Raw genomic sequence first — 26332 nt, 5'->3', positions numbered from 1 at the left:
AATTACAATCGTAAAAAAAACATATCGAAAATAGTGTTGTTATTTTATTAAACTCAACATAAATTTTAAAAAGAAAAAGCTATATAACCTTAATAAAAAGAATGTTTTTCTGATTTGGTGATTGTTAATCATAAGATCAATAGCCTGTATTAAAAAAGAGAACTTTCATTATTGTTTTTTAACGAGTGTTAAAAAAGTGTTGAAAAAAACTGTTTTCAGATATATTATAATATTCAGATAAATAGGGAGGAGGATCATAGTCGGATAGCAATCTATTTTTACCAAAAATTCACTAAGGGGTGAGTGGGTATGAAGAAGAAATGGACTATGCTTATTAGTATCATTGTCGTATTTACTATGCTGGCAGCTTGTGGAGAGAGCGCAATTAATTCTAGCAGTGAAGCAGAGGCTGACAACAATTCTAAAAAGAAATCAGGAGGCGGCGGTGAAACCATTAAAGTTGGAGCCATCCTTCCTTTCTCTGGTGTGTATGCTTCACTTGGAAAAGACTTATCAGATGGGATGAAATTGTATTTCGAAAGTGTTAATTGGGAAGCAGAAGGAAAGAAGATTGAGTTGATTGAGGAAGATACAGAAGCGGATCCACAAGTTTCACTCCGGCGTGTACGTAAGCTGATGGATCAAGACAATATTGATATTTTAACAGGAGCAGTCAGTACTGCAGTCGCTTATGCTATACGCAATGACGTTGATTCAAACAAATTGCCATACCTCGTTTCCCATGCGGGCGGCAATGATTTAACGAGAAGTAAGCGCAGTGACTATATATGGCGGTCCTCTTTCTCATCTTGGCAAATTGGACATTCTATGGGTGAGTGGGCTTATAAAAATGTTGGTAAAAAAATGTACGTTGCGGCAGCTGATTATGCATTTGGACGCGAAGTTTCAGCAGCGTTTAAAGAAGCGTATACAGCAGCCGGCGGAGAGATTGTCGGTGAAGTGTACCCGCCTTTAGGAAATAACGACTATGCTTCTTATTTAACCTCTATGCGTGGAGTAAAAGCAGACGGTGTATACGCCTTTTTTGCTGGAAGTGATGCTGTGCGCTTTGTTCAGCAATATGAACAATATGGGTTAAAAGATAAATTTCCGCTTGTTGGTTCCGGTTGGTTAGTGGCTGAAGATTTACGACAAACTATCGACCCGGCAGCAGCAGGAACGTTCGCCTCTACGTTCTGGGATTATAATTTGAATACGAAAGAGAATAAAGAATTTGTAAAGGCGTACGAAAAAGCTTATAACCGTCGTCCAACAATTGAATCTTTAGAAGGTTACGATGCAGCAAGAATTATTTCGGAAGCGGTTACAAAGTTGGGTGGAGATGTTTCTGATCCTGAAAAAGTAATCGAAGCGATATCTAACGTATCTTTCACAAGCCCACGAGGCCCGATTGAATTCGATAAAGATACACATCATGTCATCCAAAATATGTATATTACCGAAACGAAGCTCGTCGATGGAAAAACAGAAAATGAAGTGATCCACACGATTGAAACGGTCAAAGATCCAGGTAAATAACATACACAGGAGGGAGACTTATCGTGGATATTCTCGGAGCGCAGTTAGTAAATGGTCTATCGTACGGCTTGCTGCTGTTTATGATTACGTGTGGGCTTTCTCTTATTTTTGGGATTTTAGGTGTGCTTAATCTCGCACACGGCTCACTTTATATGTTTGGTGCCTATATTGCCTACTCATTGACGGCGACATACACGCAAAGCTTTTGGATCGCGTTAGTTGTGGCCCCAGTTGCAGTGGCCCTGATTGCTTTGGCGGTGGAGCGTATTTTGCTCCGCCCCACCTATCATTTAGGACACCTGTCACAAGTATTGTTAACTTTTGGATTGGCGTATGTTTTTCATGATCTAGCCTCCTCGATGTGGGGGTCAAATGTCCTGTCAGTAGCTGTTCCTTCCTCTCTTGCCGGCACAGCAACTATCTTCGGACAGGCTTTTCCGGTGTATCGGTTAGCGGTTATCTTCATTGGTCTTATCATTGCTGTTTTATTATGGGCGGTTCAAGAGAAAACAAAATGGGGAGCGATTATTCGGGCAGGGTTGAGTGACAAAGAAATGATCGGCGGACTTGGGATCAATATTAAGCTCGTGTTCACAGTAGTTTTCGTGATCGGCGGAATTTTAGCTGGACTCGGGGGAGTAGTGGCGGCGCCTGTGCTCGGGATTTATCCAAGTATGGAGTTTGAAACATTGATTCTTGCCTTAGTCGTTCTAGTCATTGGCGGGTTAGGGACGATTGGCGGCACGCTGGCAGCGAGCCTGCTCGTCGGATTGGTTGAGACGTTCAGCCGGTTTCTGCTTCCTGAGCTCAGCATGTTCCTAGTATTTGGCCTCATGGCGGTCATCCTTGTTTTTAAGCCGAATGGACTGTTAGGAAAGCAGGTGGCGCACTCATGAAAAACACATATGTTAAATTTCTCATTTCCTTCCTTGCTTTAGCATCCACTCCGTTTATTTTATCGCTTTTTCACTTAAACTTACTATCTGAAATTCTCATCTTAGCTATCTTTGCTTTAAGTTTAAATGTTCTAGTTGGTTTTACAGGGCTCGTTTCTTTAGGCCATGCTGCTTTTTTTGGTGTTGGTGCCTATACAGCAGCGCTCGTCGCTCAACACTTCTCTGCTAATTTACTTGCTACGTTAGGGATTGCCGCTTTCGTGTCACTTCTCTTTGCGGCTATTATTGGCGCATTTTGTATGAAAGTAAATGGCTTTTATTTTTTGATGCTTACATTGGCATTCTCGCAAATGATCTATTCCTTCATCCATCAGTCTACAAATTTAACGGGCGGGTCGAATGGATTGTCAGGTATACCAAAGCCGGAGATTGGCGCATTTAGTTTTGCAAATCCTGTTCTTGTTTTTTACCTTGTACTTGCCATATTCATGATCTCGTATGCAGTGCTTAGGATAACAGTAAAGTCACCTTACGGACAAGTACTGATTGGTATTCGTGAAAATGAAACACGAGTAAAGTCAATGGGCTACAACACAAGCCTTTATAAGTACTCGGCCTTCATTATTGCGGGTGTATTTGGCGGGGTCGCTGGTACGCTATATACGTATTTTAATGGGTTTATTGCGCCATCAGATGTGTATTGGACGATGTCTGGTACAGTGCTGATCATGGTATTAGTTGGCGGATCGGGAACGATGCTCGGCCCTGTTCTCGGTTCAGCTCTGATCGTCATATTAGAAACAATTGTCAGCTCTTATACGAGTCTATGGATGCTGATTCTAGGGGCGGTATTGATTGCCTTTGTTGTCTTTTTTCCAAAAGGAATGGTTGGAATCGGACAAAGCCTGTATAGGCGTTTCACGAATAAACCATCTGTTGTGAACGAGAAGAAATCGCGGGCAGCCTAGTGAAAGTTGAGGTGAGAGGATGCAGACAGATCATATTTTAACCATTAGCAGAGTAGGTAAAAGCTTTGGAGGATTGCATATTTTAAAGGATATTTCTCTTGAAGTAAAGAAGGGGGAGCGCATCGGTATTATCGGACCCAATGGGGCAGGGAAAACGACGTTCTTCAATTTGCTAACGGGTGACCTGGAACCGTCCGTCGGAGAAATCTATCATTATGGCCATAATATAACGAAACAGCCAAATTATAAGCGGGCCCGAAATGGAATTGTCCGTACATTCCAGAAAAATAATTTATTAAACGAGCTTACTGTACTAGAAAATTTATTGCTCGTCTTACAAAGAAAACAAGGATTTGGAAAAGTATGGTATAAGTTGCGCAGCATAAAGAAATATCCCCGCTTATATGAGGAAGCCGATGAATTGCTTAAAAAATGGGGATTGTTTCATCAGCGGAATGCCGTCATTAAAAATTTGTCGTACGGGGAACAGCGTCAAATTGAAATTTTGTTAGGTGTAGCGATGGAACCTTCCATTTTGTTACTGGATGAACCAACGGCTGGAATGTCTCAATCGGAAACAGACTATATTGTGAATTTGCTTTACAAGCTTCCAAGAGACCTGACATTAATGATCATCGAGCATGATCTTGACATCGTATTCGGTTTAGCAGACCGAATGGTTGTATTGTATAACGGTGGTGTGCTGGCTGAAGGAGAGCCGGAGAAGGTGAGAGCAGATGAGAGGGTGAATGAAATCTATATTGGAAGCGGGGATGAGTTAGTATGTTAGATGTTCAAAACATCCATACGTATTATGGGGAAAGTCATGTTTTGCACGGAGTATCTTTACATGTGAAAAAAGGATCTGTATCCGTCCTGCTTGGCCGAAATGGCATGGGAAAAACAACGACTCTCCATTCCATTATTGGATTTGTCCCACCTAAAAAAGGAACGATCACGTTGAGCGGGAAGGAAATACAACAAAAGCCGAGCCATGAAATATCAAAGGCGGGAATCGGATTAGTTCCACAGGGAAGACGGATTTTTCCTAATCTAACGGTGAAAGAAAATTTATTGACTACACACAGACCAGTTAGAGGCGGCTGGACGATTGGGAAGGTCTATGAAATGTTTCCGAGATTGAAAGAGCGGCAGACTTCAATGGGAGGGAATTTGAGCGGCGGAGAACAGCAAATGTTATCGATTGGCCGGGCATTAATGACAAATCCAGAAATTCTGCTGCTGGATGAGCCGTCAGAAGGGCTTTCTCCCCTAATGGTAAGAGAAGTGATCAAGATTATCAAACAACTAAAAGAAGAGGGACTGTCTATGCTGTTAGTTGAACAAAATTTAGCCATGGCTGCTGACTTAGCTGACTATGTCTACATTTTAAATAAGGGAACCGTAATATTTGAAGGTCCCGCTGAGGAATTTGATCATAATGTAAGAAATCAATTTTTATCGTTAAGCTCTTGATTTGTGAAAAGGAAGCTGGCACTGAAAGGGGATAAGAAGGAACCCTTCAAGACCAGCTTCTTTGACATTCTTATCGGTACGGATGTTAGGATGCTAATCCGCTTTTTATTGCTCTAAGAAATTAAGCAAAAAATGTTTAACATTGATTGTTTTTTAGTTAGTTTTTGTTGTAGGAAAGTGATCGGCTATTCATTATCATAAAAGGAACAGAAAGAATTTTCTGATAACAGGGAGGTTTTATTATGATGAATGGCCAAGAGTATATAGAGAGCTTGCGAGATGGGCGTGTTGTTTACTTAAATGGAGAAAAAATCGAGGATGTTACGACACATCCTGCCTATCAAAATTCTGTGCGATCAATGGCAAGGTTATATGATGCTCTTCATCAACCAGAAACAGCGCCGATTTTGACAACGAAAACAGAAGAGGGGCACACAACACAGAAGTTTTTTAAACCTTCTACAAGTGCTCAGGAACTCCTAGAGGCCCGGGACGCCATCGCCGAGTGGTCGAAGTTAAGCTACGGTTTCATGGGCAGAACACCTGATTACAAAGCAGCTTTTTCTGCTCATTTAAAGCCATACGCCAATTTTTATCGAGGATTTGAAGATAACGCGCGCCGATGGTATGAAAAAACAACGAAAGAAGTGCCGTTTTGCAATCATACGATTATTAATCCGCAAATGGATCGTTCCAAGCCGCTTCACGAAAATAAAGATGTATTTGTCCGTGTCATAGAAGAACGAGATAACGGGATTATTGTAAGCGGTGCCAAAATGGTGGGAACCTCTGCGGCGATTACGAATTATAACTTTGTGGCGAATTACTCACCTGTTGACCTGGCTGAGGATGATTTAGATCACGCTTTAATTTTCTTTATTGACATGAATGCACCAGGGTTGAAAATCATTAGCCGGCAATCGTATGAGCTGATGGCAGCAAAGTCAGGAACCCCTTTTGACTATCCGCTCTCGAGCCGTTTTGACGAAAATGATGCGGTGATTGTGCTGGATCGGGTATTGGTACCATGGGAAAACGTATTAGCGTATCGCAATATTGAAATTGCGAACGGCTTTCGCGGAAAAACTGGTTGGATGAATCGCTACACATTCCACGGATGTACCCGTTTTGCGGTGAAGCTGGACTTCATGGCAGGTTTATTAATTAAAGCGACAGAAGCCTCTGGCACGAAGGGATTTAGAGGGGTTCAAGCGAATATTGGTCAAGTGCTCGCTTGGAGAAATATGTTTTGGGCGCTTTCGACAGCGATGGCAACAGATCCAGAAAAGGGAGAGAATGGCGTAGTTCTGCCGAATGGGCAGTCGGCTGCAGCCTATCGGGTGCTGGCCCCGATGGTATGGCCAAGGGTAAAAGAAATTTTTGAAACAGTAGTAGCTGGTGGATTAATACAACTTCCTTCTAGCGCGAAAGACTTCGAGAATCCAGAGCTCCGCCAGTATCTCGACCAATATTATAAAGGATCAGGGATTGATGCTTTAGAACGGGTAAAGCTGATGAAATTGATTTGGGATGCCCTCGGCACAGAGTTTGGCGGCCGCAACGAATTGTACGAACTCAATTACGCTGGCAACCATGAAAATATTCGGCTAGAGACACTTAGAAATGCAGAGATGTCAGGTCAAACGGCAAAATATAAAGCCTTTGTTGATCAAGCAATGAGTGAATACGATCTTTCTGGCTGGACGACTGACACGTGGGTTAACGCGCACAAGAGACCGGTTGTTACAGAATAATAGTGAGCAGGTGATGATGCATGAGTAATCAGATCTTTTCGGAGACTTCTCTCCATTTGTCAGAACGAGAGGGTGTTATACAGTTGGATGATGAAAGAATCGTATTGACATCTGCAGCTGTTTTTGGCACGCTTCGTAAAGATCTGGCAGAAAATATCGGGACTGAACGAATGAAAGGTTTCCTCATTCGTTACGGCTGGAATCTTGGGGTAAACGATGCAAAACGGGCGCTGAAAAAAGATTTTTCTTCTATACAAGAGGTATTAAAACAAGGCTCCATCTTCCATGCATTAAAAGGCTACACAAAAGCAAAGACAACGAAGTTTCAAATTCACCTTCAACCTAATGAACAGGTTAAGGATGTCCACGTAGAAGGAACGTGGTTCAGCTCCTATGAAGCTGAAGAGAATATCCGCCAGTTTGGGAGGGAAAAGCTGCCTGTTTGCCATACGCTGATCGGGTATGCAAGCGGGTACTATTCAACGGTTTGTGGCCACACTGTTATTTTTAGAGAAGTAGCCTGCAAAGGAATGGGCGATCCGGTATGCCGTTATATCGGAAAATCTCTTCATCGCTGGCAGGGAGAAGTGGATGAGGAATTACATTACTACGAAAATAAAACGATTGTAAAAGAATTGGAAGTTACGTATAATCTGTTGCTTGAAGAACGCAATAACTTAGAAAAGACGGCGATGATTCATGAAAGGCTGACAGAAGAAATTATCAACGGTAAAGATTTGCAATCGATCGCAGCAGCAGTATATGAAACAACAGGCTGCCCCCTCGTCATTGAAAATCCTCAATTTGAGAAGCTTGCTTGTGCCGGTTTAACAGAGGAAGAACACGAGAAAATCGAGGCGGACTTTAAGGAGATTCTGCAGCACAGTGAGGCTGAAAGGAAGATTAAAAAGACGAAGAAACTGACAGCTGGACAGCATCAACGCCTGGTTACACCTATTAGACTGCAAAAAAAGGTATTTGGTTATTGTTCATTTATTTATGAAAGCAGCATCAGTGAACTTCCTAAAGTTGATTCCATGATTTTAGAGAGGGCAGCTGCCGTCTGCTCTCTCTATCTATTAAATGAAAAGACGAGTTTTGAAGCGATGGAGAGAATGAAAGGTCATTTTCTTGAACAAGTCTTGAACGGTTATTTCTCATCGAAACAAGAGGTTCTAAAACGGGGCCGTTATATGAACATGGATTTGAACTTGCCTTTTCGCATAATGGTATTAACCCATCAGAGTAAGCAAAGCGACATGGCCAGCGAATTGTTTTTTTATGAACAATTGACGGAAACCATCTTGCATTATTTTAAACACCAAAAGCTCCAGCTTATAACCGGTCAGCGCGGGGGGAATATTATTTTGCTCGTTCAAATAGACGCTTCAACAGCAGAGAATAAGCTGCAGGAATTGTGCAGCCGGCTCATTGATCATCTGAACGGTTTGTATCCTGCTTGCTTATTCCGAATAGGCGTCAGCACAAAAGGCCGGCAAATCGAGCAGGCGGCTACTTTTTACAATGAAGCTGCCATGTCCTTAAAGATCGGTGCTTATAAAGAGCCTATTACCTTTTTTGAAGAGCTTGGCGTAACAGGAATCTTATTAAGCTCACAAGATACAGAGGCTATCAAGCAAAAAGCCTGCTACTTGTTAGGTCCACTTTTTGAAAGTGAGGGAGCCAAAAAGAATGAGCTGATGAAAACACTGTATATCTTTCTAATGAATGGCGGCAATCTTGAGAAAACGATGCAAGATCTAGCTCTCTCCATGAGCGGCTTACGATACAGAGTGGAAAAAATAGAGTCCTTGCTTGGTAAAGATTTACGCGATCCGCAAGTAAGCTATGAATTGCTGTTAACATTAAAGGCATTGATTGTCGCTGGAGAAATTACCATCTAGGATTCTTTCAAAGAGGACATTCTAAAGTTGTAGAGAAAGTCTATTTTATATACCATCAGGCTGGCTGAAAGCGAACGTTTGTCAACAGCCTGGGAGTGTCTCAAAGGGGGCACTTTTTTTATTTTCTTTTTCTCCATATGAACATAAAGATTGAAAAAGTTAACATGGAGCCGATCAATGAATAAATAATAGTAGAGTACATGTCCATAAAAAGAACAATTTGCTCCCAAGACTCTCCGAACATCGCTCCAGCCGAGACGAGAAGAAGATTCCAAATAAAAGTGCCAATCCCCGTAAAAAGCAGAAAAAGCGAAAACCTCATTCGTGCCATGCCGGCTGGAATCGAAATAAGACTGCGGACAAGCGGGATAACCCGACAGACGAGAACCGTCCAGTAGCCATAATCGTTAAACCAACGATCAGCCTTGTAAATGTCCTTCTTATTCAGACGCAAAATGTGCCCCCAGCGGTCAATCACTTTCTCAAACCGTTCCACGTCAAGCAAGTTGCCGACTTTATATAAAATAATGGCTCCACTCAGAGATCCTCCCGTTGCGGCCAATACAACCCCTGTTACTGTCAAAGAAGAAAAGGTCGTCATCGTTCCTCCGAAAGTCAAGATGACCTCTGAAGGAATCGGTGGAAAAATGTTCTCAAAGGCAATTAAAAGAAAAACTCCAACATAACCGTACTGTTCCATCATCTCGATCATCCAGTTTTGCATATAAGCACCCACTCCAATAGAATTTTTTGCTAATGTTTTACTATGATATGAGAGAGCGGGTTAGGAAAGTCTGCTTTAGAAGATTAATTTCATCTTAGGACGACAGAAAAGCATTAAAAAATGAATAATGTTTTAGTAAAGCAAAGGATAGTATAAAAAATAAAATAACAAGTGGAAAATAGCTAGTTTTATTATGTGATGAATGCTCATAAAATAGATTACTGGAAGTAAGAAGATTACTTTTGGATTATGGGGGAATGCCTATGGGTTTTTAAGGAATTTCACTAGGACAATAGCGTTGCATGAAAAAAGAAAAATCTTATATTAGTAAACATTCAGAAATATATCAATTAAAAGAAAATTAGGTATAGACTAAATAATAAGTTTGAATTAAAATACTATTGTGTAATACTAAATATTTGATTTTTTCTAATAATTGTAGTGTAGCTGGTTTACATGCTTAGGCTCTCATTTGTTAGAAAAATCAGAAAATAGGGGGATTATGATGCGAAAGATATTTAAAAAGAAGCTTCCACACATGCTTTTGTCTGCGACTTTGGTAGCGGGCATACTGTCCGGATGTGCAGGCGGCAGCGAATCAGGTAATGGCGGTTCCGGAGACGGAGACGTTATAAAAATCGGAGCTAACTTGGAATTGTCAGGTCCAGTAGCTTCTTATGGACAATCCATCGGCAAGGGGGTAGACCTTGCAGTTGAAGAAATCAATAAAGATGGCGGGATTGACGGTAAAAAGATCGAAGTCGTTAAAATAGATAACAAATCCGACGCAGCTGAGGCAACGAACGCGGCTATCAAGTTGACAAGCCAGGAAAAAGTGACAGCTATCATCGGAGCGGCTACAAGCGGTAACTCCGTGGCACAGGTTCAAATAGCTGATGATAACAAAACAGTTCTTCTTACTCCTTCTGGCACAAGCCCGAACGTAACTGTGGGAACGAATAATAAAGTAAATGAGTTTATTTTCCGTACATGCTTTATTGACCCGTTCCAAGGCACAGTGGCAGCCAACTTTGCAGCTAAAGAATTAAAAGTGAAAAATGCGGCCATCTTTGCAGATAGTGCCAGTGATTACGCAAAAGGACTAGCAGCTTCCTTTAAAGAAACATTTGAAAAAGCAGGCGGAAAAGTTGTTGCTCAAGAAGCATATGTAGCGAAGGATACAGATTTCCGTTCTACATTAACACGTATTAAAGCAGCAAATCCGGAGTTTGTTTTCATTCCTGGATACTATGAAGAAGTAGGCTTGATCATCAAACAAGCGCGTGAAATGGGAATCACTGCACCATTCATGGGCGGCGATGGCTGGGATTCACCGAAGCTTGTAGAATTAGCGGGTGCGGATGCCTTAAACAATACGTTTATCACAAACCATTACTCTTCTGAAGATCCAGATGAAAAGATCCAAAAATTCGTAGCAGCATTTAAAGCGAAGAATAAAGATCAAGCACCAGATGCGTTTAATGCTCTTGGCTATGACTCTGTTTACTTGTTAGCTGATGCAATTAAGCGTGCAGAAAGCACTGACTCTACAAAAATTAAAGATGCTTTAGCAGAAACAAACAATCTAGCACTTGTTTCAGGTAACTTTACAATTGATGAAAACCACAATCCTATTAAGAGTGCAACTGTTTTAGAATACAAAGGCGGAAAGCAAGTCTTTAAAACAAAAATCAATCCTTAATATGAACAATTGTCCATCATGCTAGTATGTGAGAAATGGGAGGAGCATCCTCCCATTTCGGTTTTTTCATCGGCAAAAATAATCAGGTGAAAAAGTTTTAAGAGGAGTGAGAATCATGGAATGGATACAGCAGCTGGTTAACGGCATATCACTCGGCAGTATCTATGCATTAATAGCCCTTGGCTATACGATGGTTTACGGGATCATTAAGTTGATCAACTTTGCCCATGGAGAAGTCTTCATGATTGGGGCATTTATCGGATTTTATGCTATTGGAGGCTGGGGATTGAGCTTTGTTCCAGCACTTTTACTAGCAATGGCAGTTTGTGCGATCATTGGAGTCGTCATTGAGCGGGTGGCCTATAAGCGGCTCCGTAATGCGACGAGAATTGCTGCTTTAATTACAGCGATCGGGGTATCGCTTTTTATTCAATATGGGGTCATTTACATTCGGGGAGCCCAGCCGGAAGCTTATCCAAACGTATTGCCAAGCAAAACATTTGAGATTTTTGGCGTCAATATTAGCAGCCAGTCTTTATTAATTCTTTCTGTTTCTATTATTCTTATGATTATCTTACAATTTATCGTTCATCGTACGAAAATGGGTAAAGCAATGCGGGCGGTTTCTTTCGATGCGGAAGCAGCTCGTTTAATGGGGATCAATGTAGATCGAACGATTTCTTTTACATTTGCGATTGGATCTGCATTAGCGGGGGCAGCAGGAGTTATTTTTGGAACTTACTACACAAAGATTGACCCATTGATGGGAGTTATTCCGGGCTTAAAAGCTTTCGTTGCTGCCGTATTAGGCGGGATTGGCATTATTCCAGGAGCGATGGTTGGTGGTCTCGTACTGGGAGTAGTCGAAACGGTGGTTAGTGCTTTTGGTTATTCTTTATGGAGAGACGCTGCAGCCTTTATCATTTTGATATTAATTCTTATTTTCAAACCGTCTGGCCTCTTTGGCAAAAATACTAGAGAGAAAGTGTAGGTGGGACAGACAGATGAAAAAAGCTAAAGGGTTTTGGTTATCTATTATTCTCTCGTTAGTTGTTTATGGAGTCGTTCAATTTCTGATTAATTCCGGATCATTGAATCCGTTCTATGCGAATACGTTAATATTCATTGCCATTAATATTATTTTAGCTGTTAGTCTGCATTTAGTTATTGGGATTACCGGTCAGTTCTCCATCGGTCATGCTGGCTTCTTAGCTGTAGGCGCTTACATTTCGGCTATTTGCACGATGAAGCTGGAATTTCCTTTTATAGCTGCCTTAATTGTAGGGGGAGTTGTCGCTGCTGTGGCTGGCTTAATGGTTGGCATTCCGAGCTTGCGTTTAAAAGGTGATTATTTAGCGATTGCTACATTGGGATTCGCCGAAATTATCCGGATTGTCTTTCTAAATATTGATTACGTTGGCGGCGCTGCAGGTATGCAAGTTTCGCATTTGACAGATTGGACCTATGCTTTTATTTGCCTGTTGATTACGATTCTCGTAATTGTAAACTTTACGAACTCTCGTCATGGACGTGCCTGTATTGCTATTAGGGAAAATGAAATCGCGGCGGATGCAATGGGAATCAATACAACTTATTATAAGGTTGCTGCTTTTGCACTCGGTTCCTTTTTTGCTGGAATTGCCGGTGGATTGTATGCTCATAACTTCTACATCATTCAACCGACAAACTTCGGTTTTTTGAAGTCTTTTGATATCTTGATCTTTGTCGTTTTAGGTGGTCTCGGAAGCTTGTCTGGAGCTGTGATCTCAGCGATCTTGCTGACAATTGTATCAACATTCCTTCAGGATTATCCAGAAACGCGTATGATCATTTACAGCCTTGTGCTTGTAATTGTTATGCTGTACCGTCCACAAGGATTAATGGGAACAAAAGAAATCACGGATTATTTCGGCAAATGGACGAATGCGAAAGGAGGAAACTCATATGGCAAGTAAGCCATTGCTTCATGTTCAAGGCGCCGGTATTCAATTTGGCGGCTTGAAGGCCGTGTCAGGCATTAATATTGAAATTCATCAAGGGGAATTGATTGGGTTAATTGGACCAAATGGCGCTGGAAAAACAACTACTTTCAACTTGCTGACAGGCGTATATGTTCCGACAGAGGGAGATATATGGTTCGATGGAAAACGCCTTAATGGGTTGCTTCCTTATCAAATTACGCGTGGGGGAATCAGCCGTACCTTCCAAAATATCCGGCTGTTTAATGAACTTTCTGTCCTTGATAACGTTAAAGTAGCCTATCATTCGCTGGCTAAGCATTCGATCTTAAGCTCTATTTTGCGGCTTCCTTCTTATTTTAAAGGGGAAGAGGAAATGGAAGAGAAAGCAATTCAGTTTCTTAAAATTTTTAAACTAGACCATTTAAGAGACGAAGTAGCTAAGAATCTTCCTTATGGTCAACAAAGAAGATTAGAAATTGCGAGAGCGCTCGCAGCTGGACCGAAGCTGTTATTGCTTGACGAGCCGGCCGCTGGTATGAACCCGCAAGAGACGGCAGAGCTGATGGACTTGATTGCCTTTATCCGTAAAGAGTTTAATTTAACGATTCTGTTGATTGAACATGATATGAAGCTAGTAATGGGGATATGTGAACGGATTTATGTATTGGATCATGGCCAGTTAATTGCTGACGGAGAACCAGATTTCATTCAAAACCATCCGAAGGTGATCGAAGCCTATTTAGGTGAGGAGGTGGAAAGTGCCAATGCTTAAAGTTAATGAAATTAACGTGAATTACGGAAATATCCGAGCGCTAAAAGGAGTTTCTCTTGATGTAAACGAAGGAGAAATTGTGACGCTAATCGGCGCCAACGGAGCAGGAAAGAGTACACTGCTTAAAACGTTGTCCGGTTTGCTAAAACCAAAGGAAGGTACGATTGAGTACCTTGGCAAGTCGATTGCCGGAAAGCCTGCGCAAACTATCGTGAAAGCTGGCATTTCTCATGTTCCTGAAGGACGCCGTGTATTTGCGAATATGACAGTAGAAGAAAACTTAGAGCTCGGTGCTTATTTAAGAAATGATTCTGCTGGGATTCGTCAGGACTTCGCCAAGGTATATGAACTTTTTCCTCGCCTAGAAGAACGGAAAAAGCAGTTATCTGGAACACTTTCCGGTGGAGAACAGCAAATGCTCGCTATGGGGCGGGCACTAATGGCTCGTCCGAAGCTTCTCTTATTAGATGAGCCTTCCATGGGACTTGCTCCACTGCTCGTCCAAACGATCTTCCGAATTATTGAAGAAATTAATCGTGACGGAACGACCATTTTACTTGTTGAGCAAAATGCCCACATGGCGTTATCTATTGCTAACCGGGCATACGTAGTAGAAACAGGAAAAATCGTTATTTCTGGAACAGCGGAAGAATTACAAGCAAGTGAAGAAGTGAAAATGGCCTATCTTGGTGGTCATTAAAATAGCATCGTTTAAGCCCCCGGCTATTTTAGCTAGGGGCTCTTTGCAGCTTATCAGTGCCTTATTCAACTGTTCAGCTTTTCATAAATAGCTAGCAGCTGTTTTCGCTCTTCAGCTGTTAATTTCTCAAATAGCTTTCTTCTCAGGTATTGCCCTTCTTGATGAGCTTTCTTTAAAATGGCGCGTCCAGTATCCGTAATATCAAGGTAAAGGATACGGCGGTCGTTTTCATCAGCGAGCCGGACGGCTAGTTTCTTTTGAATGAGCTTTTCAGATAAATGGGTTAAAGAAGGAGGCGTTAAGCCGAGCGCTTTGGCTATGTCAGAAGGACGGCTTTTTCCATGCTCACTCAAGTGGCTAAGCACGAGAATATGAGAGATACCAAGATTTTCTTTAAAGGTTTTATTCCAGTGAATAATCAGTTTATTTGTCACTTGATCCATCGTATGCAACAGATCAAAAATCGTCTCATGCTCCATAAAATCCCTGCTTTCTATCGTACTGTTCCTATCATATCACATTAAAAGAAAAAGCCCCTTTGAAAAAAGGGGCGAAGGTGGTTATTGAGCGGAAAAGCCGCCATCGATAACGAGTTCTGCTCCAGTAATGTAAGAAGATTCGTCAGAAGCGAGGAATAGAACAGCATTAGCAATGTCTTCAGGCTGTCCTAAGCGCTGCAGCGGAGTAGCCGCTACCATTTGCTCAACATAGCCTTTTGTTGCTTCCAAGTTCTTCGTCATCGGTGTTTCAATAATTCCTGGGAATACAGCGTTCACGCGAATGCCTGCTCTGCCATATTGAGTAGCTGCCGCTCTTGACATGGCCCGGACAGAACCTTTAGAAGCGGAATAAGGATTAAAGCCCATGCCAATTTGTGCCGTGAAAGAGGAAATGTTCACAATAGCCCCTTTCTGTTGTTCCTTCATGTAAGGCACAACATGCTTAATACCGAGGAAAGGACCAAATCCATTAATGGTCAGCATTTTTTGCCAATCATCAATGTTTACTTCTTCAACAGGCTTTTCTGAAGAGATGCCGGCGTTGTTCACAAGAATATCAATTTTACCGAAGCGCTCTTTGACTTCTTTTAATAAGTGCTGCCAATCCTCTTCAGAAGCAACGTTCAGCTTCATGCCGTGAATGTTGTCAAATTGGCTGATTTTCTCTAGTGCCGCTTCATTAATATCAGCAGCAATCACAGTTGCGCCTTCTTGGCTAAAAAGATGCGCCATACGTTCTCCCATACCGGAAGCGCCGCCTGTAATAATAGCTACTTTATTTTCTAATCTTTTCATTGTTTATTCCTCCATTAACGTAATTTAACGGTACCGCCGTCCACCATAATCGTTTGTCCTGTCATATAATTCGCGTCATCGCTTGCCAAAAATACGGCTGTCCGGCCAATATCCTGCTCAGGATCACCGAGTCGGCGAAGCGGAATTTTTTGAACCATCTCATCGTAAGCTTCTTTATTGTGGTCACGCCAATATTCCACTCCTGGAGTTAAGGCAATGGGCGAGATCAGGTTGACGTTAATGCCATCCGGTCCCCACTCATTAGCCGCTACACGTGAAATAGCGCGGATCGCTTCTTTTGCTGCTGCGTAGGAAGCTTGCGTAACTTGTCCTTCAAGACCTGCTCCTGAGGCGAAGTTGATGACTTTACCTTTTGTTTTCTTTAATTCAGGATAGCAGGCTTTCATAAAATGGAAGGTTGGATAAAACCCTGTATCGAAAGAAAGATCAAAATGTTCCATCGTTGTTTCAGTAAACGGAACGTTTTTGGAAGCGTGTGCATTGTTTACCAACACATCGATTTTACCGAAGCGGCTGACAATGTCACTTACCATAGTTTCAATGTTCTCTTTTACAGAGATATCCTTAATAAAGAGCATTCCTTCAGTAAATTGATTTACCTCTTCGAAAGTCTTTTTGCCGTTTTCTTCATTCACATCGACAATGGCCACGTGAGCGCCTTCTTTAGCCATCGCTAGTGCAATTCCACGGCCTATACCACCTGCGCCGCCGGTTACAATCGCTACTTTTCCTTCGAGTCTCATCGTTTTCCCTCATTTCATAAACTATTTAGATGTCTAAATGTTTTACGATTAAATAATAGACCAAAAAGAAAATTGAAGCAAGATAATTGCTTCTAAAAAAGAAAAAACCAGGTCCCGTTACAGCCACCTGGTTTGAGAATGTAGGTAAAGTTTATTTTTCATGCCTCAAGCTAATGAAAACATAGATCTGGCAAGAGGCGAAGACTAGCGAGGAGCAAAGTAACCATGAGGGGTCAGTCCCAAAGGCGAAAGCTAAGGCCTTGGCGGCTGTTGGTCATGATCTTCTCTATGGATGTCTGTTTCTTCTGCCATCTCAGTCGCAAAAGCGGGATTCTGCTGAATTTGACTTCTGTTTTGGTCTTGCGTCAGCACGCGGCGCATCATATAAAAGTGAAAGAGCACTTCCGCAGAGGCAATCACCAATGCTGTAGAGAAGCTTGCCCATCCAAGCGAAATGTTTTCATTAATGACGACGCTCCCAATCATCCAAATACCGATATAAGCTAAGCCGAAATCAACGACAGCTGCTGTCATATTGCCATAACGCGGCAAGACAAATAAATCGCCAATAATATAAGCAGCAATAGTTAAAAGAGTACTGATCGTTAAGATTTCACCTAAATCAACGCCGTAAAACAAACCGAGAATGACCCATACGGCTGCTGTTACCATCACAAATTTGATCAACAATGCTTTCACATGTTCCATATACTTACCCTCCTTATGAAAGTAGTTTAATTCGTAGGCGAAAAATTATTCTCCGCTTAAAAAACCGTTCATTATGAAGGTGAAAATAAAAAAAAGACTACCTCTAAAGGGCAGTCCAGATGAGACTAACCTACATCTTCATAGAGATCGCTCTATTTGCCAGGGCTACATCGTTTTGCAGCAGCCTATTTAAGTCGTAGGCAGGATAGTAGCCTTTTTTATACATGTAATTAAAAATAGTGGTGTGAGCCTGGATCGCACTGTTCAGTTGCTTGACGAGTACGTTTCTTAAAGCTGGTGTAGCCGTTTCGGTAATAGCGATCGCCAAATTGCGGACTGCTGTTTTTAGAAAAGCAAGAAGATCTCCAGCATAAAAAGGCGTTTCATCCTCTCGCATTTCTTCCTCACGACCTACGTGCGGTGTCATTCGGTAAAACTGGAGTAATTCGCGAAGATTGCCAGTCAGGCTGTTAATATTCTGTTGATAAATGTTTCTTAATTCAGGATCAGTAATTCTAGGAAAGGCTTTTTTTAACTTCATGAGCCCAATTGATTGAAACGCTGTTAATTCATGCAGCTCCATCGTTTCATGCCAGGCTAGATGCCGTTGTTCATTCATAAAAGATCTCCTCCTGTTTGTGCAGTCCTGCTAGTATATTCACCTATATCGATTTTGGAATTTGTCTGTATAAATAAAAATCGGCAGCCGCATACTAACGGCGTACCACTCAACTACAGGAGGGATTTACTTTGATGAATCAAAATGAACAGACTCATACGAACATGCATACAGGTGCTGTTTCGCCAAAAATGAATCACGGAGCACACGAGGTGCTTGATGTTCATGAAGTCTTATCCGGTGCGGTAGGTACGATGAATGAATACATGATGCTTCGTTCTCACGTGAAAGATCAGGAGCTGCTCAATATTCTTGACCGTCAATATCAGTTCATGCAGCAGGAATATAACACAACATTGGATTGTTTCCAGTCCGGTAAAGATCCGGCTGTGCCGACGCAAGTCTATAACATGACACAAGACAACGACTTCGTTTACGGTTTAACATCAACTGCGCCAAAAAAACCAATGCAGTCTGCATCAGAAATTAATGACGCATTTATTTCAGGTGCTATGCTTGGATCATTGAAGTCGGCAGCTTCTATGAAAACAATGGCCGCTCTTGAATCAACAAATCCGGTTGTACGCCGCGTGCTGGCTGATTCGATCCCGAACTGTATTGAGATGGCGTACGAGCTTTCTATTTATCAAAATAAGAATCATTACTATCAAGTGCCGCAATTCGCGGAGCAGGACATGATGCAAATGATGCAGTCATATGCACCAGCGACGGGTACACCGGGCAATATGTCCACTCATTAATAAAGAGCGCCGTCCTTTTTACGAGGACGGCGCTTCTTTCATGTATAATGGAAAAAGAGGTGAACAGTTTGAATCAATTTGTAGAATTAGGAATTAGCGCCGCGTGGGGAGAAAAACTAAAGGAAAAGGGGATTGAGTCTCCTACTCCTGTACAAAAAGAAGCCATTCCACTTTTATTAGACGGAGAAGATGTCATCGCTCAGGCTAAAACAGGAACAGGCAAGACATTTGCGTTTCTATTGCCGCTGCTTGAAAAGATCAACATTGAAAAAAATGAAATTCAAGGTCTAATCGTCACGCCAACGAGAGAGTTAGCTTTGCAAATAACAGCAGAATTGCGTGGATTACTGACGGAGGAGAGCAGCATACATATATTAGCGGCTTATGGCGGCCAAGATGTGGAACAGCAAATCCGCCGGCTTCACGAACAAGTGCATGTGGTGATTGCCACTCCAGGAAGACTGCTTGATCATATTCGTCGCGGAACAGTGGACTTGACCGATGTCTCTATGCTCGTACTGGATGAAGCAGATCAAATGCTGCATATTGGTTTTTTAGATGAAGTGGAAGCTATTATAAGGGAAACGCCTTTTACGAGGCAGACCGCTTTATTTTCAGCAACTATGCCAAAAGATGTCCGCCAGCTTGCCAAAAGATACATGAGAAATCCGCGCTCTGTACATATAAAGAGCGAAGAAGTAACAGTGGAGCAGACGAAACAGTTCGTTATTGAAACAACTGATCGCCGCAAACAACAGGCGCTGTGCACTGTGATAAATGAAGTTCAGCCTTTTTTAGGCATTATTTTCTGCCGGACAAAACGCCGTGTCAGCAAGCTGTGTGATGAACTGAAGGCAAAGGGCTATAATATCGATGAATTGCACGGGGACTTATCGCAGGCTAAAAGAGAGCGTGTGATGAAAAGGTTTCGTGAAGCCGAATTGCATTTACTTGTAGCAACGGATGTAGCAGCAAGAGGACTGGATGTCGAAGGGGTAACTCATGTCTTTAACTATGACATCCCTCATGATATGGAAAGCTATATTCACCGGATTGGGCGTACAGGCAGAGCCGGGGAAGAGGGAGAAGCCTATACATTTGCTGCCTTGAAAGACAAAGACTTTTTGCAAATGATTGAAAAAGGGCTTGGCCGTTCGCTTGAACGGAAAGTGGTTGAAGAGGCTCCTCTAGACACCGAACATAACAAAAGACGAAAGCCAAGTGAACGTCCGAAAACAGGCCGGCCATCAGCAAGACAGCAGCAGAGGAAAAAAAGCAGACGAAAATAAAAAGTAAAGGGTGTCCAACAAGATGGACACCCTTTTAGTCTGTTGACGAATGCTTGCTTCGTTAGGAAAGGCAAACCTCTTCCACCAGCCTAATAGTATAAGAAACGGATTTTAACTCTGTTTTATTGGTAATTTTGTGCTTTCTTCGCCGCTTTAGAGCGAAATGGATACCACCAGTTCCAGTCGCCGAGGAGTTTCATTAAGCTTGGTACGAGCAGCAGGCGAATAATCGTCGCGTCAATGGCAATGGCGAGAGCAATGCCGATACCGATTTGCTTCACGGGAACAACGCCGGTAAAGGCAAAAGCGCCTGTAATGACAATCATAATTAACGCCGCCGCTGTAATCACCTTGCTTGTATTCGCCAGTCCTTCAGCCGTGGAATGGGTATTATCCCCTGTTGCCAAATAATACTCCCGAATCCGAGAAATTAAGAACACTTCATAATCCATGCTCAGTCCGAATACGAGGCTAAAGACAAGCACAGGCAGGATTAAGGAAATGTCCATTTCAGGCAGTCCGAGATGCCCTCCTTGGAACAGCCATACGAGAATTCCGAACGTAGAAGTGAGTCCTAGTACGTTCATTAAGATGGCTTTCAACGGAATAATAATGGAGCGGAAGGCCAGCATGAGAATAAAAAAGGTTGATAGTAAAATAATTGCAAGAATGATCCCGATTTTATCAAAGATTTCATCATAAATTTCCTGGTTGAACTTCGGGTGGCCGCCAAATTGAATCTTAACCGGCCAATGTTTCTCGCTCCAATCGCGAGCTAACGTTTGCGCAGCATCTGAGTTAGCCTCTACTTTTAAGTAAATGGGGATCATCAGTTTATTTCCTTGAACAAACGGATCAACAGCCGGCTTTAATTGCTTTTTCATTTGTGGCTGCTGAAGAGCCGCTGCTAGTTGTTGAGGATCGGCTATATTAGTAACGGAAAAGAGGGTATCGACCTTGTTCACGTGCTTTTCAGAGCGGAAAGAGTCTTCTAATTCCCTCATTTGCTTCAAGCCTGCTTCGTTGAGCCAGCCATCCTTCCGTTCAGCAATCGCGTAAATGGTACTTTTGTTTTCTCCCATAAATTTCTGCTCAATCTTTTCATAAGCTATACGCGAATCAAAGTCTTTAGGAAGAGAATTAGCTGTCGGGATGGATAATTTCATGTTTTGCACTGGAATGACTCCGGCGATTAAAATAGCCATTGCCACAATAGTAATGAAGATCGGACGCTTCATGACCGCAGAAGCAAAAGCCCGCCACCGGCTGCTGTTATCTTTGTCTGTGCGCAGGATACGCCATTTATAAATTCGCTCATCAAGCACATATAAGAGAGCCGGGAGCAGTGTAAGTGATCCGAGTACTGCAATGGCAATAACGACCATGCCGCCAATCGCGACATTTTTGAAAATATCAACATCAATAAGCATCATGGAGCCTAGACCGATGAAGACACAAACAGCTGAGAAGAGAATAGAATGTCCGGCTGTGTTAATCGTCGTAATAAGAGCCGCCGCTTTTGGCTGTTTTTGAAACTCTTCTTTATACCGATTGATGAATAAAAGCGAAAAATCAATAGAAAGGGCAAGACCAACCATCGGGGCGATATTTAAAATAAAGATCGCTAAATCTACCTCTTTGCCGATAAAGGTCAGCAATCCGAAACCAATGACAATCGTAATGCCGCCAACGATAAGCGGCAGCAAAGAAGCCGTGACAGTACCGAATGCAAATAAAAGAACGAGAAGGGCGACCGGAAGACCAATAAGCTCTGCTCGTTTCAAGTCATCTTGGCTTGCTTTATTAATGTCTTCAGAAATAATAGGTGCACCAGTTAACGCAATGCCCTTTTTGTCTTTAATTTGATTTTTAATATCCTTAATAATACCGGACATCTCTTCCACTTTGTTATCGATATGTACCATCGCATAAGCGTCATTTTTTCTCAAAAGTGACGGATCATTCAATGGTGATTCAATGGCTGATGAGACGTCTAATTCTTCTATTTCATTGAGTGTTTTGCCGATTTTGTCTTTAAAGGCTGCTTGTGACTCGTTTTTTCCTTTTTCAAACAACACCATAATAGTCGATTCAGGGAAGTTGAAGGTGTGAGTTAATTCTTTTTGAACTTGTTCATATTCCCCATCCATCCGGAAACCATCGCCTTCAAGCATAGAAGGAAGCTTTAGAGCGAAGGCCCCCATAATAACTGCGGCAGCAAGCCACAAAATTAAAAGGGGTTTATGAAAACGGACGAGGAAGGAAGGGATGTTCCTCATAACGAATGTCCTCCTTTTGTCTTTCACACCTATAATCATACGACACCGTGCTTTGTTTTGGAATGAAAAAGAGGAACAGGGACAAAACTATAAATGCGTGTAGGAGTTACACGAATCAAAGATATAGCCGAGGAGGTTATTATGGGAATTTTAAGCGGAAACCCTAAAAACGAACCAATGCATTACGGAGAAGTATACGGTGTATGGACAGCTCTGCTTGCAGCGAATGGGGCAATCGGTACTCATCAAACGTTATTAAACCATGCAGGTGATAAGCAGCTGAGAGAACTGATAGAAGAGGCTATTCGGCAAGCTCAGTCAGAAGCGGCACAACTTGAGCCATTGCTGAAAGAGAATGGTGTTGGTCTGCCTCCAGGCCCGATGGAGCGCCCGCAGGCTGACGTAAACAGCATTCCTCCAGGTGCTCGCTTTCAAGACCAGGAAATTTCTATGATCATGTCTGGCAGCATTGCTGCTAGTCTAGCCGCTTGCAGTCAAATGGCTAGCCAGTGTATTCGTGAAGACATTGGCGCTATGTTTTTGCAATTTCATAATCAGAAAGCGGCTCTTGGCGGACGTTTTCTTCAATTAAATAAAAACAATGGCTGGCTGATGCCGCCGCCGCTTCACCAAAGTGCACCTGTTACAGGAGAATAGAAAAAGAGGCTGTCTTATAAGTGATTGTTTATTCACTATAGGATGGCCTTTTCCTTTTTTGGAAAATAGGCAATTCGCTATTGACAATGAGAAGCATTATCATCTATCATTGTTAATGATAATCAATATCATTAGGAAAGGAAACCATCATATTTATTGGGAGATCAATCGAGTGTTCGTAAAATGACTAATTTTCCTGAAAACAGCCTTTCGTTTTCAAGGGCTTCTTGTGTAAACAAGTAGATACTTGTAAAATTATGAGACGAAAAGCTGTCAAAGGAGTCTGTCGGATGAAGAATAAATATCTTCTAGAGGAATCATTAGGCTATAAGTTGTTCCAAGCTTCGCGTTTAATGACAAACACGCTCAACCGTCATTTTAAAGAGCAGGGTTTTCTATTGACCCATGAACAATGGCAAATCCTGAGCCGTTTATATGAAAAAGATGGACAAACGCAGCATGAATTAGCCCGGATAAATGAGAAAGACCAGCCTAGTGTGTCACGTCTAATTGATAATATGATTAAGCGAGGCTTGATTGTTCGCAAAGCCCATCCGAGCGACAAACGAATCAATTTGATTTATCTAACCGAATGCAGCAAGCAAATGGAAGAGGAGTATACGGCATTAGCTATACAAACGATTCAGGAAGCTGCATTCGAGATAGATGAAAAAGAATTAGAGATTTGCCTGCAAGTGCTGGATCGAATCCGAGTCAATTTAAAATAATTTTTTAAATAGGCGAAATGATAAAATGATGTTTCCAATTATATACTTGTTTAAACAAGTTTCTTCAGCCAATGAAGATTATTTTTTCAATCTTTATTGATAATGAATTTCATTATCGGAATTTTTCTGGTGAACAGTTTAAAAATTACTGTTGCGACAGTAAAGTAAGGGACATGGTCATGAAAAAAAGATACTTAGTCATCGCATTGATCATCTTATCTATCCTGTCTTTATTCATTGGAGTCACGCATATTTCTCCGCTGGAATTGTTTAATTTGACAGATGATCAAACGCAAATTGTTTGGAAAAGCCGGATTCCGCGGCTCGTCAGTATTATCATTGCTGGAGTCAGCTTAAGTATTAGTGGGTTAATCATGCAGCAGCTGAGCCGAAATAAATTTGTTTCACCGACTACGGCAGGTACATTGGACTCTGCACGGCTTGGAATATTAGTCTCACTTATTTTATTTACAGCCGCCAGCCCAATTGAAAAAATGATCGTTGCCTTTGTATTTGCATTGGCAGGCACATTTCTGTTTATGAAGCTTTTGGACAAAATCAAATTTAAAGATACGATCTTTATCCCGCTTGTCGGTTTGATGTTCGGAAATATTTTGACATCTATTTCTACTTTCATCGCTTATAAGTATGATTTGATTCAAAATATGGCTGCCTGGCTGCAAGGTGATTTTTCTATGATCATCTCGGGACGATATGAACTGCTTTACATTAGTCTCCCGCTCTTAGTTGTTGCTTACATATATGCGGAACGCTTTACACTGGCCGGTATGGGAGAAGATTTTGCTGTAAATCTCGGCTTGAATTATAAGCGGGTCGTCAACATTGGTCTTGTGATTGTTGCTCTATCGGCAACGTTAGTTGTATTAACGGTAGGGATGATTCCTTTTTTAGGGTTGATTATTCCTAATATTGTTTCGATTTACCAGGGAGACCATTTAAAAAAGAGTTTGTCACATACGGCGCTGCTTGGAGCTGTGTTCGTCCTATTTTGCGATATTCTGGGGCGAGTGATTATTTATCCGTATGAAATCCCGATTGGACTGACTGTTGGTGTCATTGGGAGCGGCATTTTTCTATACTTGCTGATGAGGAGAAGAGCTTATGAGTGATAAGAAAAAGTTACTGATCCTGTCGGCGGCTGCTGTTCTATTAATCGTGGCGTTTCTATTTATTGGTCTCGGAAACAATTGGGATTACGCTTTGCCAAAAAGAGGGATGAAAATCTTTGCAATTGTATTAACAGGAACGGCTATTGCGTTTTCCACATTGGTTTTCCAGACGATCACGAATAACCGGATTTTAACACCAAGTATTTTAGGGCTGGATTCGCTTTATATGCTCATACAGACAGTGTTAATCTTCGCTTTCGGCTCCACGAATTTAACGTGGATGAACAAGCAATTGAATTTTGTCGTTTCGGTTGCCTTAATGGTGGTTTTCGCTGGCATTCTATACAAAATCCTATTTAAACGTGAAGGCGAAAACATTTATTTTCTTTTGCTAGTGGGCTTAATTTTTGGCACGTTCTTTCAAAGCTTCACTTCCTTTATGCAAGTGCTGATTGATCCGAACGAATTCCAAGTCGTTCAAGACCGGATGTTCGCAAGCTTTAATAACGTTCAGACAGATGTCCTGACGCTTGCTGTTATTGTGCTCGTTTTAACATCGCTATACTTTATCCGATTTATGAAGTATCTGGACGTTTTGTCACTTGGAAAAGAACACGCCATTAATCTCGGAGTGGATTATGACTATACGGTAAAGCGATTGCTAATGGTAGTGGCCATCTTGATTTCAGTATCGACAGCGCTTGTTGGTCCGATTACATTTCTTGGACTGCTCGTTGTGAATGTCACCTATCAGATGTTTCGGACGTTCCGGCATTCATACTTGTTGGCAGGTTCCATCCTTATGAGTATTATCGCGCTTGTTGGAGGTCAGTTGATCGTAGAACGGGTATTCACTTTTAGCACGACATTAAGCGTGATTATTAATTTTGTCGGCGGTGTGTACTTTATTTACTTACTGTTAAAGGAGAATAAAAAATGGTAGAAGTGAACAATGTATCAAAACGATATGGAAGCAAAGCTGTCATTGATCATGTCTCCGTCTCGATTCCAAAAGGGAAAATCACTTCTTTTATCGGACCAAATGGTGCAGGAAAGAGTACACTGTTGTCGATGATCAGCCGCCTCATTACGAAGGATGAGGGCGAGATTCTAATTGACGGGCAAAATGTAAAACAGGCCAAAAGCAAAGAACTGGCAAAAAAAGTGGCCATTTTAAAACAAACGAATCATTTAAATCTCCGATTGACCATTCGTGAACTCGTTTCGTTCGGGCGGTTTCCTTATTCACAGGGGAAATTGACAAGAGAAGACTGGAAGCATGTAGACGAAGCGATTCACTATATGGAGCTGGAAGAAATTCAGAACAAATACATCGACCAGCTGAGCGGGGGACAGCGCCAGCGGGCATTTATTGCAATGGTCATTGCTCAGGACACGGAATATGTGTTATTGGATGAACCGCTTAATAATCTGGACATGAAGCATTCCGTCCAGATTATGAAGGTGCTGCGCCGGCTGACAAATGAGCTTGGCAAAACGGTCGTCATCGTCATTCATGACATTAACTTTGCATCGTGCTATTCGGATTATATCGTGGCTTTAAAAGATGGCAAGGTGGCCAAAGAAGGCACCGTGGATGAGATGATGGAACGAAGTGTTTTACGGGATATTTATGAAATTGATATGAAGATTGAAACAGTCGATAATGAAAAAATTTGTGTCTATTTTAAGTGAAGGAAAGAGGA

At 41.9% G+C, this 26332-nt stretch carries 26 protein-coding genes; 19 read left to right on the top strand and 7 right to left on the bottom strand.

The genetic code is table 11. The annotated features are described in order from the left end of the window. Nucleotides 1–309: 309 nt before the first annotated feature. From AC623_RS16680 to AC623_RS16650, 7 genes are all read left to right on the top strand, one after another. Nucleotides 310–1539, top strand: coding sequence for an ABC transporter substrate-binding protein (locus AC623_RS16680; protein ID WP_049664605.1), 1230 nt, complete (start codon nucleotides 310–312; stop codon nucleotides 1537–1539). A 23-nt stretch (nucleotides 1540–1562) separates the two neighbouring features. After that, entirely contained in the window at nucleotides 1563–2435 is an 873-nt protein-coding gene (locus tag AC623_RS16675) for a branched-chain amino acid ABC transporter permease (RefSeq protein WP_049664602.1), read from the top strand. Then, nucleotides 2432–3403, top strand: coding sequence for a branched-chain amino acid ABC transporter permease (locus AC623_RS16670; RefSeq protein WP_049664599.1), 972 nt, complete (start codon nucleotides 2432–2434; stop codon nucleotides 3401–3403). The genes AC623_RS16675 and AC623_RS16670 overlap by 4 nt, the downstream gene beginning before the upstream one ends. A gap of 19 nt (nucleotides 3404–3422) precedes the next feature. Next, nucleotides 3423–4193 (top strand): ABC transporter ATP-binding protein, encoded by a 771-nt coding sequence (locus tag AC623_RS16665; protein WP_049664596.1) that lies wholly within the window; start codon nucleotides 3423–3425, stop codon nucleotides 4191–4193. Next, a complete protein-coding gene (locus AC623_RS16660; protein WP_049664594.1) occupies nucleotides 4187–4879 on the top strand; it encodes an ABC transporter ATP-binding protein in 693 nt (230 codons plus the stop codon). The genes AC623_RS16665 and AC623_RS16660 overlap by 7 nt, the downstream gene beginning before the upstream one ends. 242 nt (nucleotides 4880–5121) lie before the next feature. Continuing rightward, nucleotides 5122–6633, top strand: a complete 1512-nt coding sequence (locus tag AC623_RS16655; protein ID WP_049664591.1) for a 4-hydroxyphenylacetate 3-hydroxylase family protein — start codon at nucleotides 5122–5124, stop codon at nucleotides 6631–6633. 20 nt (nucleotides 6634–6653) lie between these two features. Next, nucleotides 6654–8537, top strand: a complete 1884-nt coding sequence (locus tag AC623_RS16650; protein WP_049664589.1) for a XylR N-terminal domain-containing protein — start codon at nucleotides 6654–6656, stop codon at nucleotides 8535–8537. Between the two features lie 118 nt (nucleotides 8538–8655). Here AC623_RS16650 and AC623_RS16645 read toward each other — a convergent pair whose 3' ends face one another. Continuing rightward, nucleotides 8656–9261: a DedA family protein gene (locus AC623_RS16645; RefSeq protein WP_049664585.1), complete on the bottom strand. Its 606-nt coding sequence runs from the start codon at nucleotides 9259–9261 to the stop codon at nucleotides 8656–8658. A 505-nt stretch (nucleotides 9262–9766) separates the two neighbouring features. On the opposite strand from AC623_RS16645, the gene AC623_RS16640 reads away from it, so the two are divergent. The 5 genes from AC623_RS16640 (at nucleotide 9767) to AC623_RS16620 (ending at nucleotide 14396) form a co-directional block, all read left to right on the top strand. Next, nucleotides 9767–10963, top strand: coding sequence for an ABC transporter substrate-binding protein (locus tag AC623_RS16640; RefSeq protein ID WP_197091022.1), 1197 nt, complete (start codon nucleotides 9767–9769; stop codon nucleotides 10961–10963). A gap of 115 nt (nucleotides 10964–11078) precedes the next feature. Continuing rightward, nucleotides 11079–11954, top strand: a complete 876-nt coding sequence (locus AC623_RS16635; RefSeq protein WP_049664583.1) for a branched-chain amino acid ABC transporter permease — start codon at nucleotides 11079–11081, stop codon at nucleotides 11952–11954. 13 nt (nucleotides 11955–11967) lie between these two features. Beyond that, complete coding sequence (locus AC623_RS16630; protein ID WP_049664580.1) at nucleotides 11968–12918, top strand: branched-chain amino acid ABC transporter permease; 951 nt, start codon at nucleotides 11968–11970, stop codon at nucleotides 12916–12918. After that, nucleotides 12908–13696, top strand: a complete 789-nt coding sequence (locus tag AC623_RS16625) for an ABC transporter ATP-binding protein (RefSeq protein ID WP_049664577.1) — start codon at nucleotides 12908–12910, stop codon at nucleotides 13694–13696. Before AC623_RS16630 ends, AC623_RS16625 begins: the two co-directional genes overlap by 11 nt. Beyond that, on the top strand, nucleotides 13689–14396 hold the full coding sequence (locus AC623_RS16620; protein WP_049664574.1) for an ABC transporter ATP-binding protein: 708 nt from the start codon (nucleotides 13689–13691) through the stop codon (nucleotides 14394–14396). The genes AC623_RS16625 and AC623_RS16620 overlap by 8 nt, the downstream gene beginning before the upstream one ends. Before the next feature lie 65 nt (nucleotides 14397–14461). Here the strand turns inward: AC623_RS16620 and AC623_RS16615 are convergent, their stop codons facing one another. The 5 genes from AC623_RS16615 to AC623_RS16595 all read right to left on the bottom strand — a co-directional run bounded on the left by AC623_RS16615 (nucleotide 14462) and on the right by AC623_RS16595 (nucleotide 17782). Continuing rightward, on the bottom strand, nucleotides 14462–14875 hold the full coding sequence (locus tag AC623_RS16615) for a MarR family winged helix-turn-helix transcriptional regulator (protein ID WP_049664571.1): 414 nt from the start codon (nucleotides 14873–14875) through the stop codon (nucleotides 14462–14464). An 81-nt stretch (nucleotides 14876–14956) separates the two neighbouring features. After that, on the bottom strand, nucleotides 14957–15691 hold the full coding sequence (locus AC623_RS16610; protein ID WP_049664569.1) for an SDR family NAD(P)-dependent oxidoreductase: 735 nt from the start codon (nucleotides 15689–15691) through the stop codon (nucleotides 14957–14959). Nucleotides 15692–15705: 14 nt separating this feature from the next. Beyond that, the gene (locus AC623_RS16605) at nucleotides 15706–16455 is read right to left on the bottom strand and encodes an SDR family NAD(P)-dependent oxidoreductase (RefSeq protein WP_049664566.1); all 750 of its coding nucleotides are present in this window, start codon (nucleotides 16453–16455) and stop codon (nucleotides 15706–15708) included. Between the two features lie 252 nt (nucleotides 16456–16707). Next, nucleotides 16708–17163: a YndM family protein gene (locus AC623_RS16600; RefSeq protein WP_049664562.1), complete on the bottom strand. Its 456-nt coding sequence runs from the start codon at nucleotides 17161–17163 to the stop codon at nucleotides 16708–16710. A gap of 130 nt (nucleotides 17164–17293) precedes the next feature. Beyond that, a complete protein-coding gene (locus tag AC623_RS16595) occupies nucleotides 17294–17782 on the bottom strand; it encodes a spore coat protein (protein WP_049664560.1) in 489 nt (162 codons plus the stop codon). 131 nt (nucleotides 17783–17913) lie between these two features. Here AC623_RS16595 and AC623_RS16590 point away from each other — a divergent pair, with 131 nt between their 5' ends. Beyond that, nucleotides 17914–18543, top strand: a complete 630-nt coding sequence (locus AC623_RS16590; RefSeq protein ID WP_082174459.1) for a spore coat protein — start codon at nucleotides 17914–17916, stop codon at nucleotides 18541–18543. A 59-nt stretch (nucleotides 18544–18602) separates the two neighbouring features. Then, the gene (locus AC623_RS16585; protein ID WP_231603535.1) at nucleotides 18603–19832 is read left to right on the top strand and encodes a DEAD/DEAH box helicase; all 1230 of its coding nucleotides are present in this window, start codon (nucleotides 18603–18605) and stop codon (nucleotides 19830–19832) included. Nucleotides 19833–19954: 122 nt separating this feature from the next. On the opposite strand, the gene AC623_RS16580 is transcribed toward AC623_RS16585, so the two are convergent. Beyond that, nucleotides 19955–22111, bottom strand: coding sequence for an MMPL family transporter (locus AC623_RS16580; protein ID WP_049664557.1), 2157 nt, complete (start codon nucleotides 22109–22111; stop codon nucleotides 19955–19957). A gap of 141 nt (nucleotides 22112–22252) precedes the next feature. Here AC623_RS16580 and AC623_RS16575 point away from each other — a divergent pair, with 141 nt between their 5' ends. The 5 genes from AC623_RS16575 (at nucleotide 22253) to AC623_RS16555 (ending at nucleotide 26321) form a co-directional block, all read left to right on the top strand. Beyond that, nucleotides 22253–22768 (top strand): DUF3231 family protein, encoded by a 516-nt coding sequence (locus AC623_RS16575; RefSeq protein WP_049664554.1) that lies wholly within the window; start codon nucleotides 22253–22255, stop codon nucleotides 22766–22768. A gap of 290 nt (nucleotides 22769–23058) precedes the next feature. Then, nucleotides 23059–23496 (top strand): MarR family winged helix-turn-helix transcriptional regulator, encoded by a 438-nt coding sequence (locus AC623_RS16570; protein WP_049664552.1) that lies wholly within the window; start codon nucleotides 23059–23061, stop codon nucleotides 23494–23496. Nucleotides 23497–23675: 179 nt separating this feature from the next. After that, nucleotides 23676–24626, top strand: a complete 951-nt coding sequence (locus AC623_RS16565; protein ID WP_049664547.1) for an ABC transporter permease — start codon at nucleotides 23676–23678, stop codon at nucleotides 24624–24626. Further along, nucleotides 24619–25569 carry an iron chelate uptake ABC transporter family permease subunit gene (locus AC623_RS16560; protein ID WP_049664545.1) on the top strand — a complete coding sequence of 317 codons (951 nt, stop codon included), beginning with the start codon at nucleotides 24619–24621 and terminating at the stop codon, nucleotides 25567–25569. The genes AC623_RS16565 and AC623_RS16560 overlap by 8 nt, the downstream gene beginning before the upstream one ends. Further along, entirely contained in the window at nucleotides 25563–26321 is a 759-nt protein-coding gene (locus AC623_RS16555) for an iron ABC transporter ATP-binding protein (protein ID WP_049664543.1), read from the top strand. The genes AC623_RS16560 and AC623_RS16555 overlap by 7 nt, the downstream gene beginning before the upstream one ends. The last annotated feature ends 11 nt before the right edge of the window (nucleotides 26322–26332 follow it).

Source organism: Bacillus sp. FJAT-27231 (assembly GCF_001183975.1).
GTDB lineage: Bacteria > Bacillota > Bacilli > Bacillales > Domibacillaceae > Pseudobacillus > Pseudobacillus wudalianchiensis.
Note: the sequence above shows the minus strand (reverse complement) of the source record. Positions and strands in the feature narration are given on the sequence as shown.

Excerpts from the sequence above, each read along its gene's own strand:
- AC623_RS16680 (WP_049664605.1), top strand. The coding sequence starts at position 310 with ATGAAGAAGAAATGGACTATGCTTATTAGTATCATTGTCGTATTTACT.
- AC623_RS16670 (WP_049664599.1), top strand. The coding sequence starts at position 2,432 with ATGAAAAACACATATGTTAAATTTCTCATTTCCTTCCTTGCTTTAGCA.
- AC623_RS16665 (WP_049664596.1), top strand. The coding sequence starts at position 3,423 with ATGCAGACAGATCATATTTTAACCATTAGCAGAGTAGGTAAAAGCTTT.
- AC623_RS16660 (WP_049664594.1), top strand. The coding sequence starts at position 4,187 with ATGTTAGATGTTCAAAACATCCATACGTATTATGGGGAAAGTCATGTT.
- AC623_RS16655 (WP_049664591.1), top strand. The coding sequence starts at position 5,122 with ATGATGAATGGCCAAGAGTATATAGAGAGCTTGCGAGATGGGCGTGTT.
- AC623_RS16650 (WP_049664589.1), top strand. The coding sequence starts at position 6,654 with ATGAGTAATCAGATCTTTTCGGAGACTTCTCTCCATTTGTCAGAACGA.
- AC623_RS16645 (WP_049664585.1), bottom strand. The coding sequence starts at position 9,261 with ATGCAAAACTGGATGATCGAGATGATGGAACAGTACGGTTATGTTGGA.
- AC623_RS16640 (WP_197091022.1), top strand. The coding sequence starts at position 9,767 with ATGCGAAAGATATTTAAAAAGAAGCTTCCACACATGCTTTTGTCTGCG.
- AC623_RS16635 (WP_049664583.1), top strand. The coding sequence starts at position 11,079 with ATGGAATGGATACAGCAGCTGGTTAACGGCATATCACTCGGCAGTATC.
- AC623_RS16630 (WP_049664580.1), top strand. The coding sequence starts at position 11,968 with ATGAAAAAAGCTAAAGGGTTTTGGTTATCTATTATTCTCTCGTTAGTT.
- AC623_RS16625 (WP_049664577.1), top strand. The coding sequence starts at position 12,908 with ATGGCAAGTAAGCCATTGCTTCATGTTCAAGGCGCCGGTATTCAATTT.
- AC623_RS16620 (WP_049664574.1), top strand. The coding sequence starts at position 13,689 with ATGCTTAAAGTTAATGAAATTAACGTGAATTACGGAAATATCCGAGCG.
- AC623_RS16615 (WP_049664571.1), bottom strand. The coding sequence starts at position 14,875 with ATGGAGCATGAGACGATTTTTGATCTGTTGCATACGATGGATCAAGTG.
- AC623_RS16610 (WP_049664569.1), bottom strand. The coding sequence starts at position 15,691 with ATGAAAAGATTAGAAAATAAAGTAGCTATTATTACAGGCGGCGCTTCC.
- AC623_RS16605 (WP_049664566.1), bottom strand. The coding sequence starts at position 16,455 with ATGAGACTCGAAGGAAAAGTAGCGATTGTAACCGGCGGCGCAGGTGGT.
- AC623_RS16600 (WP_049664562.1), bottom strand. The coding sequence starts at position 17,163 with ATGGAACATGTGAAAGCATTGTTGATCAAATTTGTGATGGTAACAGCA.
- AC623_RS16595 (WP_049664560.1), bottom strand. The coding sequence starts at position 17,782 with ATGAATGAACAACGGCATCTAGCCTGGCATGAAACGATGGAGCTGCAT.
- AC623_RS16580 (WP_049664557.1), bottom strand. The coding sequence starts at position 22,111 with ATGAGGAACATCCCTTCCTTCCTCGTCCGTTTTCATAAACCCCTTTTA.
- AC623_RS16575 (WP_049664554.1), top strand. The coding sequence starts at position 22,253 with ATGGGAATTTTAAGCGGAAACCCTAAAAACGAACCAATGCATTACGGA.
- AC623_RS16570 (WP_049664552.1), top strand. The coding sequence starts at position 23,059 with ATGAAGAATAAATATCTTCTAGAGGAATCATTAGGCTATAAGTTGTTC.
- AC623_RS16565 (WP_049664547.1), top strand. The coding sequence starts at position 23,676 with ATGAAAAAAAGATACTTAGTCATCGCATTGATCATCTTATCTATCCTG.
- AC623_RS16560 (WP_049664545.1), top strand. The coding sequence starts at position 24,619 with ATGAGTGATAAGAAAAAGTTACTGATCCTGTCGGCGGCTGCTGTTCTA.
- AC623_RS16555 (WP_049664543.1), top strand. The coding sequence starts at position 25,563 with ATGGTAGAAGTGAACAATGTATCAAAACGATATGGAAGCAAAGCTGTC.